Genomic DNA, 13,217 nt, shown 5'->3' with positions numbered 1-13,217 from the left:
TCATAATATTTCTACTGATATGAGAGGCTATTTGCCGTTTATGCAGAAAACTTGGCGCGAAAATTTGCTATCACATTGGCAAGGCCTGCTTGACGACCGCAATCGTTTTTTCTGGGTACTTCAGGTAGCCGGTTGGAGCGGTTATGCCCTCGTGCATTATATCGGCTCGTTGATGCATGAAATGCGCGACATTTATGCGTTGATTTTGCTTCTTGGCGCATACGCAGGGTTCTTATTAACCGTTCCGCTACGGTATTTGTACCGTCGTATATGGGATGCTAGTCCGTGGTTATTAATTGTGGTGGTGTTAGCGGCTAGTTATGTCGCCGCAGCTTTGTGGGCGGTCGTCGATAACGCCACTTATTGGGAAATCTATAAATTTGGTTTTAGCCCAGACAGTCACTGGTTCTACTTTAAAAATACTATCGCGAAATTTTACATTTTGTTAAGTTGGAGCGGCTTGTATTTCGGTATTAAGTATTATCAGATGCTACAAGACGAAAAACAAAAAGCCTTGATGGCGACGTCAATGGCCCACCAAGCGCAACTAAAAATGCTGCGCTATCAACTTAATCCACACTTTTTGTTTAACACTTTAAATGCAATTTCGACCTTGATTTTGGTGAAAGAGAACGAGTTAGCCAATCGCATGATGTCGAAACTAAGTTTGTTTTTGCGTTTTAGTTTAGATAACGAACCGATTAAGAAAATACCGTTAGAGCGCGAGCTTGAAGCTTTACTATTGTATTTGGATATTGAGAAAGTACGATTTGACGAACGCTTAAAGGTGACGATTGATGTGGCCGATGATGTAAAACAAGCCTTGGTTCCTAGTTTATTTCTACAGCCGCTGATAGAAAACTCAATCAAATATGCCATTGCAAAAGTAGAAGAGGGTGGCGAAATTATCATTTCCGCTCGCCGTTTTGGTGAAGATTTGTTGATAAGCGTTAGCGATAATGGTCCAGGCTGCTCAAAGCCACTTGACTCGCTATCGTCAAAAGGTGGGGTTGGCTTAGCAAACACTCGCGAACGATTACAAGCCTTGTATGGAAAGAATTACTCATTTACATTAACAGACAACGAACCGCGTGGATTACGCATTGAAATTCGCATTCCGTTAGAGCAGGTTGAATAAATATATGAGCCAGAAAATTCGAACCTTAGTTGTCGATGACGAGTCACTTGCTCGACGCGGATTAGTCGTTCGCTTACAAGAATTTCAGCAAATAGAAGTGCTGCAAGAGTGCCAAAGTGCGCGCCAAGCACTTGAGTTAATTGGTAGTGAGCAACCCGATCTCGTTTTTCTTGATATTCAAATGCCTGGTATGAATGGGTTTGAACTACTACGCGAAGTGCAATCACATGGCTACAAGATGCCTTTGATTGTTTTCGTGACAGCTTATGATCAATACGCTATCAAAGCATTTGAAGTACGCGCTATTGATTATTTATTAAAGCCCGTAGATAACGAGCGCTTAAGCCAAAGTATTCAACGAATTGAAAAAAGTTTAGCGGCACGTGAACAGAAAGTTCAGCAGCAGCGTATATTAAATCTATTAGCAGATGCGACTGGTGAAGACTGCGAGGACATATTGAAGCGTTTAGCTAGCGGTGATGATGTCGGTGTTGCTCGTTATCCTGAGCACATTGCGATAAAAGAAAGCGGCGAAATTACTCGGGTGGCTATCAATTCAATTGAGTGGGTAGACGCAGCTGGCGATTACATGTGTATTCACGCAAGCAATGAAACGCATATTTTGCGGCGGACAATGAAAGAGCTTGAAGAAGAACTCAACCCACAGCGGTTTCAACGTATACACCGCTCTGCCATTGTGAATATGGAGCACGTTGAAAAACTCTGTAGCCGCCAAAATGGTGAGTATCATTTAATTCTGCGCAATGGTAAAGAACTCAAAGTCAGCCGCAGTTACAAAGATCGCATTAAGAAACTTATTCTAAATTCGTAGTTCGAATAATAGGGAAGGAAGGTTATGCGTTATGCCAGGATGCTCTTTGTAGCGAGCATTGCGCTGTTTTTAACAGCGTGCTCAACTCAAATCGGTTATCGTTTCGCAGATACGTTCGTTGAGTGGGAGCTTAACAAATTTGTTGACCTGAATGATGCTCAAAAGCAACAAGTTGATATTGCAATTACCGAATTACACCACTGGCACGCCACTAACGAACTTCCTTTTTATGCTGAACAGCTGCAAATTTTGCGCGATAAAATTGCGACCCAAAGCTTAACTGAAGCCGATATTGCCGAAACCTACGACATCGCTATTATGGCATGGCAGCGAATGTTAACTGGCATAGAACCCTATGCATTGACGTTGTTGCCGAATTTAACCGATGCCCAACTTGCTCAAATAGAAGTTGAGTTGGCAAAACGTTTAGCTGAAGAACGTGAGGAGCTAGCCGAGGCGGTAGCGTCCGATGAGCGTCAAGCGCAACTTCGAAAACGGGCAAGAAAAAACGCGCAAAATTGGTTGCGACGCGTAACACCGGTGCAGGAGCGTTTGTTGAATCAGTGGAGCGATGAGCGTTTGCCAACGCGAGAACTTTGGCTTGCTTATACGGCTCAATGGCATGGTGGTTTCTTGCAGGCACTCAATGAACGTCGAAATTTAAAGCAATTTCCGACCCTACTCAATCAGTTGTTATTTAATTCAGATACGCTTTATTCGGCTGAGCTGGCTGAACGGGTTGCGCATAACCGCGAATTAACTATGGCGCTTATGCACGACCTTTATCAATCCTTAACCAACAAACAACGTCAACGAATTGTCGCTAAGCTAGACGAGTATATTGAAGATTGTAACGAGCTGGCTTTGTTCTTCGAAGAACGCGGACTTGATTAACACAAGTCCGCGGAATACTCTTGTAATCAGCTCGGTATTATTTTACTTCAATGATTTTGCAAGTATTGGTTGAACCCACAGTCTCCATGACATCGCCATGAGTAAGAATCACTAAGTCGCCGGGTACTACATGGCCACGCAGTTTAATCTCTTCAATCGCATCAAACACCAGTTGATGTGGCTCGCTTTTGGTGGAGTCGAAGGCAATAGGGTACACGCCACGATAAAGCGCACAACGAGCGCGGCTTTCAGGATGACGTGATAATGAGAATATTGGCAAAATAGTGTTAATGCGTGACATTAACTTCGCCGTAGAGCCTGACTCGGTCAGTGCAATGATGGCTTTTACACCAGCTAGGTGGGTCGCTGCGTACATTGCGGTGATAGCCGTTGCCTCTTGAATTGATGTGAAGGTTTCATCAAGGTCATGTTTATCAATGGTCACGCTTGGGTGCGTTTCAGCACCAAGACAAATTTCGGCCATGGCCTTCACAGTCGCCACAGGGTACTTACCGGCAGCAGTTTCCGCTGACAACATGACCGCATCGGTGCCATCAAGCACGGCGTTGGCAACGTCCATCACTTCAGCCCGAGTCGGCATAGGGCTTTCAATCATGGATTCCATCATTTGCGTTGCCGTGATCACTACTTTGTTGCATTGCCGGGCGCGCTCAATAATACGTTTTTGTTTACCAACTAGTTGTGCGTCACCAATTTCTACCCCGAGGTCTCCGCGCGCCACCATAACGGCATCTGAGGCGCGAATAATGTCGTCAAGTGCTGCATCGGTAGCAACGGCCTCGGCTCGCTCAATTTTTGCACACAGCGAACCACGACCGCCAGCTTCGCGCAATAAACGGCGAGCTTCGTGAATATCGGTACCACTGCGTGGAAAGCTTACCGCTAAATAGTCGACGCCAATTTCTGCCGCAGTGACGATATCTTGGTAGTCTTTTTCAGTTAGTGCAGCGGCTGATAGCCCGCCACCAAGTCGGTTGATGCCTTTATTATTTGATAACCGACCGCCAACCGTTACTGTTGTGGTGACTTGCGAACCTGAAACATCTTCTACTTTTAAGCGTACCCGCCCATCGTCGAGCAATAAAATATCGCCTTCGCTGACATCCTGCGGTAGCTCCTTGTAGTCGATACCAACGCGCTGCTGATTTCCAGCATGTTTGTCTAATTCAGCATCAAGAACAAAAACGTCGCCGACATCTAACATAATAGAGCCAATTTCAAACTTGGCGACGCGAATTTTTGGACCTTGTAAGTCGCCGAGTATGGCAACATGTATGCCTAAACGAGAAGCAATGTCGCGCACATTGGCAGCTCGCTGTTTGTGATCATCAGCAGTGCCGTGGGAAAAGTTTAATCGCACCACATTAGCACCGGCTTGAATTAGTGCCTCAAGCACTTTCGGATCATCAGTAGCTGGGCCAAGTGTGGTAACAATTTTTGTGCGCCGTAACATGATTTTACTCCTCAGTTTTGTGTGTCCAAATTATACCATGCAGTCAGCACAGTTACAGTCAATCTAGCGCTTGGCGACGTAATTAAGTACAATAGCCGCCAATTTTCATGCAACCGTTAAATTTACGTAACATAAAGGTAACCTCATGAGTGATCAGCAACAGGATATAACCTTAGCGAGTTGGCAGGAGCGCCAAGAATATGCCGAGATGATGCAGCCAATCATTGGTCGTCTGTATCGCAACTATGGTGTAGAAATTTTGGTTTACGGACGCTCTCTGTTGAATGTCGATACCATTAATATCATCAAGGCACACCGCCTGATTCGTCGCCATGAAGGTGTAAAATTACGCTTGCGCGAAAGCTTCCCATTTATTGAAGCACTGAGCAAAATGAAACTAGCGCCGGCGCGCGTTGACCTTGGTAAACTAGCCTTTAATTACTTGCACAAAGACGCAGGCAAGGGCGATAGCATTGAAGCCTACTTGCAGCGCGAATTAGTTGATATTGTCGACAAAGCCGATGAAATTGCTCCACAAGATATCGTTCTTTATGGTTTTGGGCGTATTGGCCGCTTATTGGCGCGCTTGCTTATTGAGCGTAATGGTAGCAACAACAAAATGCGTTTACGCGCCATAGTTGTCCGTGGCGGGCGTGATGGCGACCTTGAAAAGCGTGCCAGCTTATTGCGTCGTGACTCAATTCATGGGCCGTTCAATGGTTCTATTACTATTGACCATGAAAACTCAGCAATTAAAGCCAACGGTACCAGTATTAAAGTTATTTACTCCGATGGCCCAGACCAAGTTGATTACACGCAATACGGCATTAACGATGCCATCGTTATCGACAACACCGGTATTTGGAAAGACGAAGCAGGCTTAGGTTTGCACCTAAAATCTAAAGGTGTGAAGAAAGTATTGTTAACTGCACCATCAAAAGGTGACATTAAGAATATTGTTTACGGTGTGAATCACACGGATATTTTGCCGGAAGACTTAATTGTAAGTGCGGCTAGCTGCACCACCAATGCAATTACTCCAGTATTGAAAGTGATCAATGACGAGTACGGCATTCGTAATGGTCACGTTGAAACCGTACACTCATACACTAACGATCAAAACTTAATCGACAACTACCATAAAGCCGAACGTCGTGGCCGTTCAGCGCCATTAAACATGGTACTGACCTCAACAGGCGCAGCAAAAGCGGTAGCGAAAGCATTACCTGAGCTAGCTGGCAAACTAACGGGTAACGCAATTCGTGTTCCGACGCCGAACGTTTCTATGGCAATTATGAACTTGAACTTGAACAAAGCGACGAGCAAAGAAGGCTTAAACGACTTTTTGAAAGATCGTGCTTTGCACTCGGAGTTACAGGCTCAAATCGACTTCACAGCGTCAACTGAAATTGTTTCAACTGACTTAGTTGGTTCACGTTATGCCGGCGTTGTTGATTCACAAGCAACCATTGTTGATGAAGACCGCGCTGTGCTTTATGTTTGGTACGACAATGAATTTGGTTATAGCTGCCAGGTTATTCGTGTTGCTGAACAAATGGCTGGTCAGCAATTGTTGAACCTGCCTAAGTAATTCCTTTCACAAAAGCGCCTAATTAGGCGCTTTTGTTTTTCCCGTATTTTATAAAAACAAAACAACAAGGAGCTTTCATGTTTATTACTGCCCAATTTGACAGCGGTAACATTGAAGTCATTGAAGCCAATACACCCGACAATATTCAATTAGCTATTCGCAAAGATAATCAATCAGATTTTTACCAATGGTTTCATTTCAAACTATATGGCGAACCGGGCGTTGAACATGTTATGCACATAAACAACGCCGGCCAATCAGCATACCCAGACGGCTGGAAAGAATATGCCGCGCTAGCTTCGTACGACCGCGAAAACTGGTTTCGTGTACCGACTGAATTCAATGGTAAAGAACTGATCATTCGTCACTCTCCTGATCAAGAAAGCGTTTATTACGCGTACTTCACGCCATACTCGTATGAGCGTCATCAAGACTTAATTCAATGGGCGCAGCAATCCATTGAATGCCAACACGTATTATTGGGGCCAACTTTAGATGGTCGCGACATGAATTTATTGGTTATTGGCGAACCCGATGACCAGAAGAAGAAAATTTGGATAACCGCGCGACAACATCCAGGTGAGTCAATGGCGGAGTGGTTTATTGAGGGCTTGCTCAGTCGATTATTAGATGACGAAGACGGAACCGCGCGCAAGCTGCTAGAAAGTAACGTATTTTATGTGGTTCCAAACATGAACCCAGACGGCAGTGTTCGCGGCCATTTACGCACCAATGCGGTGGGTGTGAACTTAAATCGCGAATGGGCTGAACCGACTTTAGAAAAAAGCCCAGAAGTTTATTATGTGCTGCAAGCAATGCAAGAAACTGGCGTCGATTTTTATCTAGATGTACATGGCGACGAAGCCTTGCCTTACAACTTCTTAGCCGGTTGCGAAGGGGTGCCTAGTTACACAGATGAAATGCACCAAGTGGGTGAGAAGTTTAAACAAATTCTTTTATCGATTACACCAGAGTTCCAAGTCGAGCACGGGTACGAAGTTGATAAGCCAGGCGAAGCTAATTTAACCGTGGCAAGCAACGCAGTCAGCGAGCGCTTTAACTGTTTAGCATTTACTTTGGAAATGCCATTCAAAGATAATGCGAACTTGCCTGATGTCGACTTTGGTTGGTCGGCAAACCGTAGTCAACAATTCGGTGCTGATGTATTGAGCGCAATATACGGTATCGCAAATAGCTTGCGCAGTTAAGCTGCGCAAGCTAGGTTAAATGCGAACAACAACAATAATAATTCCACAAGGGGGACACCTTGGAAGCGATTAACAACTTTTTATTGCTGCTTGACAGCTACTTAGGTTCAGCAGCTTACTTCCCGTATATTCTTTTGGGGGTAGGTTTATTTTTCACACTCTACCTAGGCTTTCCGCAAATTCGATTTTTCAGTCATGCCTGGAAAGTCGTTACTGGCAAGTTCACCAAAAAGGGCGCGCAAGGCGATACCAGCCATTTTCAAGCGTTATCAACCGCGCTTTCTGGTACCGTCGGTACGGGTAACATTGGTGGCGTTGCGTTAGCGATATTCCTTGGTGGCCCAGCGGCTCTATTCTGGATGTGGATTACCGCATTCTTGGGTATGACGACCAAGTTTGTTGAAGTGACCTTGTCGCATAAATATCGCGTACAAACCGAAGACGGTACCATGGCCGGTGGCCCCATGTATTACATGGACCGCCGCTTAAACATGAAGTGGTTGGCGGTGATTTTTGCCATTGCCACGATTATTAGCTCGTTTGGCACCGGTAATATGCCGCAAATTAACAACATTGCACAGAGCATGGAAATGAGCTTTGGCTTCGAGCCCATGGTTGTCGGTGGTGTGCTGTCTATCTTGTTAGCCTTGGTCATTATTGGCGGTATTACGCGTATTGCCGCGGTAACGTCAAAAATTGTACCTATTATGGGTGTGCTGTACGTGCTTGGCTCGCTGAGTGTTATTTTGTATAACCTTGACCAAATCGGGCCATCATTTGCCGCTATTTTCACCGATGCATTCACTGGTTCTGCAGCCACAGGTGGTTTCTTAGGTGCAACCTTTGCGTATGCGTTTAACCGTGGCGTTAACCGTGGCTTGTTCTCAAACGAAGCTGGGCAGGGTTCAGCGCCCATTGCTCATGCCTCGGCACGCGCAGATGAGCCAGTGTCTGAAGGTATGGTGTCAATTCTTGAGCCATTCATCGACACCATTATTATCTGTACCTTAACCGGCTTGGTTATCCTGTCCTCTGGGGTTTGGTCACAGAAACACGAAAACACCTTTTCGCGTACTGATCTAGAAATTGTGGCTGGTAACTATTCTGATGCGAATGAAGTAGACCGCGAGGCGCTCTATCATTACTTAAATGGTACCGAGCAGAATACCATCGAAAAATTCACAGGCAGTATTACAGTGCGCGACGGTAAAGCGGTGAGTAATGGCTACACCTTATTGCACGCGCGTTCTGTTGCCGAAAACGTGCGCTTTATTGTTGCTGGCGAAGACCCATACACAGGTGTGCTACGCATCGAAAATGGGCAGCTCAAGAAAGAAGATATCGTTATTGTCGGGGATTCCTTGCTACATTCTGCGGCATTAACCGCTAAAGCTTTTAGTATGGGCTTCTTAGGCCAGCCAGGTGAATACATTATTCCAATTAGCTTACTGTTATTTGCCTTCTCAACGGCAATTGCTTGGTCCTATTATGGCGACCGTGCCGTGGTTTATTTAGTTGGCCAACGTGGGGTCATGCCGTATCGAATTATTTACGTTGCTGGCTTCTTTGTGGCTTCGTTTGCAGACACCACGCTAGTATGGACGTTGTCTTATGTCGCCATTGTGCTGATGACACTACCGAACTTGCTAGGTATTGTGTTATTGCGGCGCGAAATGAAAGATACGGTCAAAGCTTATTGGCAAGATTTTGACGCTGAGCATAAAGAAAAAAGCGCGAAAGATTAAGCGAATACCTCATCGAACAAGCCCGCTTCGGCGGGTTTGTTTTTTTTTAAAACCCTTACACAGCTTGAATTTCCGGCCAGATCCCTTATATTGCCTATTCTACTGTGACGTAACCGAGGTTTACATGGCGCTTATTCAATGCCCTTCGTGCTCTAAGCGGGTGTCTGACAAAGCAACCAACTGCCCACATTGTGACTTTAAATTAACTGGTTTGACGCCTGAAGAACGTGATCGCGAGTGGCATCGTGTCATGATGGCCAAGCGCGAAAAAGTTATTGGTCAGTCTATGCTCGCCTTGCTTATCGCTATTGCAGCGTTTACTTATTATTTTATTCAACAGCCGTTACCGGGTAGTTGGCAAGCTAACTCGGCTTACGGCTTGATGATAGTTGGCGTGGTTTGGTTTATTGTCAATCGCGTCAGATTAGTCTTGATTAAAAGGAAGCCGCGATAAATGCAGTTTAATGATTTGGTGTCATCCATTAGTCCAGAAACCTTTGAACGGCTTATTCAGGCGGTTGAATTAGGTAAGTGGCCTGATGGGGCAAAGTTAACTGAGCAACAACGCGAACACTGCATTCAGTTAGTTATGGCGTATCAAGCAAAATACCGCCCCTCTGAAGAAGCTTTCCGTATTGGATCTGACGGCCAGCTGGTAACCCGCACAAAACGCGCAATGAAAGCTGACATAAAAGGCGAACAAACAATCGCAAGCTTTCCTTTAAACAATAATCAAGAAGCGAGCTCGTAGCTGTTTATGAATAACACTGATTATAATTTGCTACTCGAACAAGCCAAGGCTATTACAGCTGGCGAGCCTGATCTCATTGCTAATTTAAGCAATTTATCAGCATTAGTTTACGACACATTAGCAGATGTGAACTGGGTGGGGTTTTACTTAACTCGTGAGCCTGACACTCTTGTTTTAGGGCCTTTTCAAGGGAAAGTAGCCTGCTTACGTATTGCCTTCGGTAAAGGCGTTTGCGGTACCGCAGCGGCAACGCGCACTACGCAACGCGTTATTGATGTGCATGATTTTGCGGGGCACATTGCGTGCGACTCAGCCTCAAACTCTGAGGTGGTTGTGCCGTTAATCGTGAATGACGTTGTGGTTGGGGTATTTGACCTCGACAGCCCAACGGTAGGGCGGTTCAGCGAAGAAGATGCGGCGGGGTTAAGTCAAATAGGTCGCTTTATTGAAACCTTAAACTGGCCAGCATAGGGTAGATATCACACATGTACAGTGATTTCGATATTTATGCTTACCTGGTCAGCTATGGCGATATGGCTTTTTTTGAAGGTGACGAAGAGGCCGCAACCGACCAAATGAATGAAATGTTGCATTATATTGTCGATTACAGTGACCCTGACGATACAATGGAACAATTAGAAGAAGTAGTAAGACGGACGCTATTTGAGTGGATAGAAAATCCAGAGTTATTAGCTCTTGATAGCGATGAAATGCAAGCCTACATAATGGATCAACTAGCTGACGTACGTCAGCAGGAATTTAATGACGATGACGACTGACGTTAAAAAGTTAACGAATACCAAAGATGTTATAGCTTATTTAGCTGAAAAATTCCCTGAGTGCTTTTCGCTTGAAGGTGAAGCGAAGCCGCTAAAAATTGGAATTTTTGAAGAGTTAGCTGAGCGTTTAAAAGACGACGAAACAGTAAGTAAAACCCGTATTCGTACTGCATTGAGACACTACACCAATAGCTGGCGTTACCTACGAGCAGTGAAAGTTGGTGCCGTGCGTGTTGATCTTGATGGTGCTGAAGCCGGTATTATTGAAGGCGATCATCAACAACATGCTGAGCAAGCGTTGGCTGAGTCGAAAGCTGCTGCCGCAGAGCGCGCAGCAACAAAGCGAAAGGCACAGCAGGCGGCCGCTAAGCCTGCCAGTGATAATAACGCCAAGCCAAAAGCGAATGTTTCTGCGGCGCGCAAAGCACGAGCGAAAAGCCCAGCTAAACGCCATTCAACAGGTACGGCTAAGGCAACAAAGCCGTCTGTTAATTTAACCGCAGCTCAGCACGACCAATTACAGATAGGGCAGCAAGTTCAAGTGAAAGCAGGCAAAGTGCCAGTAGCCGGTCAAGTTACCGAAATTGATCGTGACGATATTCATGTGCAACTTCAAAATGGTTTAACGGTCAAAGTGAAGGTAAGCGCAGTTTTTGTCACGAAATAGGAGTAGTGAAGTATGACGAAGCGAGCGATGTCTAAATTTGCGTTAGCGATTAGTGTAGCTGTTGGATTCAGTGCTACAGCTATCGCAATTCCTCCAGCACACACGCCTGAAGAGCTCCCACAGTTGCAACCTGAAGAGCAGCATGGCGTTGCAAGCGGCCGCGTCGCTCGGTTCTTCACCCGCGATCATTTCAAGCAAATGCAACTCGACAATGCATTATCGGCGCAAATTCTAGACCGTTATTTAGATATGCTTGATTACAATAAGATGTTCTTGTTGCAAAAAGATGTAGATCAAGCAGGCGAATATCGCGATTTATTCGACGATATGATTTTAACCGGTAAGCTAAATGCTGCATATTCCGTGTATGACAAATCACTGCAACGTCGATTTGAGCGTTATACCTACGCATTGTCACTGCTTGATGCGGAGCAACCATTCGACTTTACCAAAGCCGATGACAAATATTACTTCCAACGCGAAGATGCGCCATGGGCGCAAAACCAAGCGGAACTCGATGAGCTTTGGCGTCAACGGGTAAAATACGATGCTTTGAATTTATCGATGACAGGCAAAAGCTGGCCTGAAGTGGTTGAAACTTTAGGTAAGCGTTACAACAGTGCTCTAAAAAGATTAACGCAAACCAACAGTGAAGATGTGTTCCAGACCGTCATGAACGCATTTGCGCGCAGTGTTGAAGCGCACACAAGTTATTTGTCGCCAGCCAACGCTGAACGGTTTCAGCAGAACATGAACTTATCACTCGAGGGAATTGGTGCCGTGCTGCAAGCCGATTACGATTATACCGTGATACGTAGCCTTGTACCTGGTGGCCCTGCGGATAAAAATGGCAACCTTGCAGTCGATGATAAAATTGTTGGCGTCGCGCAGGGTGACGATGATTTTGTTGATATTGTGGGTTGGCGCTTAGACGAGGTTGTAGAGCTTATTAAAGGGCCGAAAGGCTCAACTGTTCGGTTACAGGTTTTGAAAGCAAATCAAAGTGCCGGTACAGCACCGAAAGAAATTGCGATTGTTCGCGACAAGGTCAAACTTGAAGACCGCGCGGCTAAATTAGAAATCGAGTCACCCGAAACGGGCGATTATGCGGGGCGTAAACTTGGCGTGATTAATATTCCAGGTTTTTACAACGGTCTTACCGACGATACCAAAAAGCTTATCGACGAAGCCAAACAAGCTGACGTGGAGGGCATTGTCATTGACCTACGCGGTAACGGAGGGGGTTCGCTGTCTGAAGCTATTTCTTTAACCGGTTTATTTATTGATAAAGGTCCGGTGGTTCAAATTTTAGATCACCGCAAACGCCGCGATATCAATGGCGACCGTGATGGCAAAGTTTATTATGACGGGCCGTTAGTCGTCATGGTCGATCGTTACAGTGCTTCAGCTTCAGAAATTTTCGCTGCAGCTTTGCAAGACTATCAACGTGCAATAGTTGTCGGCGAAAATACCTATGGTAAGGGCACGGTTCAGCATCATCGCGCTTTGCAGATGTATCCTTTTGATAACTACGACAATGAGCTAGGTAGCGTTCAATTTACCATTGCCAAGTTCTATCGTATTAACGGCGGTAGCACACAGTTACGAGGTGTGAGTCCTGATTTAATCATGCCTTCGGTTATTGATGCTGAAGAGTTTGGTGAAAGCAGCCAAGACAACGCGTTACCATGGGATCAATTACCTGCAGCGAATTACGAGACAACAAGCACTGTTGCCGTCGATAGTTTTACAAAGTGGCAAGAAACTCTCAATAAACGTATTCAAGACAACCCGGAATTTCAGTACGTGTTTGAGGATATTGCCGACTATCAAGCGCAGAAAGATCGCACTTGGGTCAGTTTAGTGCTTGCTGAGCGTGAAGCTGAACAGGCTGAAGAAGAAGCGAAAAAACTGGCCCGTGCAAATGAGCGATTAAAGCGGTTAGGGTTGGAGCCAGTGGAAGCTGCAGAGGATATTCCGGAAGATATAGAGCTTGCGGATCCTTATTTGACAGAGACCATGGCCTTAAGCTTTGCGATGATTGATGCGCAGAAGCTTGCAATGAATTAAACTGCGACACACTGTGACGAAAAAGCCGCTTTAAGCGGCTTTTTTATCGTTAAAATAATTATAAAAAT

The 13,217-nt window shown here is 45.4% G+C and carries 13 protein-coding genes; 12 read left to right on the top strand and 1 reads right to left on the bottom strand.

The window, feature by feature from the left end; translation table 11 throughout:
* Positions 1–40: 40 nt before the first annotated feature.
* The 3 genes from BM334_RS05370 to BM334_RS05360 are packed head-to-tail and all read left to right on the top strand — an operon-like array spanning position 41 to position 2,864.
* Positions 41–1,138 carry a sensor histidine kinase gene (locus BM334_RS05370; RefSeq protein WP_092838884.1) on the top strand — a complete coding sequence of 366 codons (1,098 nt, stop codon included), beginning with the start codon at positions 41–43 and terminating at the stop codon, positions 1,136–1,138.
* Positions 1,139–1,142: 4 nt separating this feature from the next.
* Positions 1,143–1,970: a LytR/AlgR family response regulator transcription factor gene (locus tag BM334_RS05365; RefSeq protein WP_092838881.1), complete on the top strand. Its 828-nt coding sequence runs from the start codon at positions 1,143–1,145 to the stop codon at positions 1,968–1,970.
* A 24-nt stretch (positions 1,971–1,994) separates the two neighbouring features.
* Entirely contained in the window at positions 1,995–2,864 is an 870-nt protein-coding gene (locus tag BM334_RS05360; protein ID WP_126801827.1) for a DUF6279 family lipoprotein, read from the top strand.
* A gap of 37 nt (positions 2,865–2,901) precedes the next feature.
* Here BM334_RS05360 and pyk read toward each other — a convergent pair whose 3' ends face one another.
* Positions 2,902–4,338: a pyruvate kinase gene (gene pyk / locus BM334_RS05355; RefSeq protein ID WP_092838875.1), complete on the bottom strand. Its 1,437-nt coding sequence runs from the start codon at positions 4,336–4,338 to the stop codon at positions 2,902–2,904.
* A 145-nt stretch (positions 4,339–4,483) separates the two neighbouring features.
* Between pyk and BM334_RS05350 the strand changes: the two genes are divergently transcribed.
* From BM334_RS05350 to prc, 9 genes are all read left to right on the top strand, one after another.
* A complete protein-coding gene (locus BM334_RS05350) occupies positions 4,484–5,929 on the top strand; it encodes a glyceraldehyde-3-phosphate dehydrogenase (protein ID WP_055437920.1) in 1,446 nt (481 codons plus the stop codon).
* Positions 5,930–6,006: 77 nt separating this feature from the next.
* On the top strand, positions 6,007–7,137 hold the full coding sequence (locus tag BM334_RS05345) for a M14 family metallopeptidase (RefSeq protein ID WP_092838872.1): 1,131 nt from the start codon (positions 6,007–6,009) through the stop codon (positions 7,135–7,137).
* A gap of 59 nt (positions 7,138–7,196) precedes the next feature.
* The gene (locus BM334_RS05340) at positions 7,197–8,882 is read left to right on the top strand and encodes an alanine/glycine:cation symporter family protein (protein ID WP_092838869.1); all 1,686 of its coding nucleotides are present in this window, start codon (positions 7,197–7,199) and stop codon (positions 8,880–8,882) included.
* Positions 8,883–9,006: 124 nt separating this feature from the next.
* The gene (locus tag BM334_RS05335) at positions 9,007–9,336 is read left to right on the top strand and encodes a hypothetical protein (RefSeq protein ID WP_092838865.1); all 330 of its coding nucleotides are present in this window, start codon (positions 9,007–9,009) and stop codon (positions 9,334–9,336) included.
* Positions 9,337–9,633 (top strand): YeaC family protein, encoded by a 297-nt coding sequence (locus BM334_RS05330; protein ID WP_092838862.1) that lies wholly within the window; start codon positions 9,337–9,339, stop codon positions 9,631–9,633.
* A 6-nt stretch (positions 9,634–9,639) separates the two neighbouring features.
* Positions 9,640–10,104 (top strand): free L-methionine (R)-S-oxide reductase MsrC, encoded by a 465-nt coding sequence (msrC, locus tag BM334_RS05325; RefSeq protein ID WP_092838859.1) that lies wholly within the window; start codon positions 9,640–9,642, stop codon positions 10,102–10,104.
* Positions 10,105–10,118: 14 nt separating this feature from the next.
* Positions 10,119–10,412, top strand: a complete 294-nt coding sequence (locus tag BM334_RS05320) for a hypothetical protein (protein WP_092838856.1) — start codon at positions 10,119–10,121, stop codon at positions 10,410–10,412.
* Positions 10,402–11,079 carry an RNA chaperone ProQ gene (gene proQ, locus BM334_RS05315; RefSeq protein WP_092838853.1) on the top strand — a complete coding sequence of 226 codons (678 nt, stop codon included), beginning with the start codon at positions 10,402–10,404 and terminating at the stop codon, positions 11,077–11,079. The genes BM334_RS05320 and proQ overlap by 11 nt, the downstream gene beginning before the upstream one ends.
* A 12-nt stretch (positions 11,080–11,091) precedes the next feature.
* Entirely contained in the window at positions 11,092–13,149 is a 2,058-nt protein-coding gene (gene prc, locus BM334_RS05310) for a carboxy terminal-processing peptidase (RefSeq protein WP_092838850.1), read from the top strand.
* The last annotated feature ends 68 nt before the right edge of the window (positions 13,150–13,217 follow it).

Source organism: Pseudidiomarina donghaiensis (assembly GCF_900116895.1).
GTDB classification, from domain to species: Bacteria; Pseudomonadota; Gammaproteobacteria; order Enterobacterales; family Alteromonadaceae; genus Pseudidiomarina; species Pseudidiomarina donghaiensis.
The sequence above is the reverse complement of the archived record's forward strand: the minus strand, read 5'-3'. Positions and strand labels throughout refer to the sequence as shown.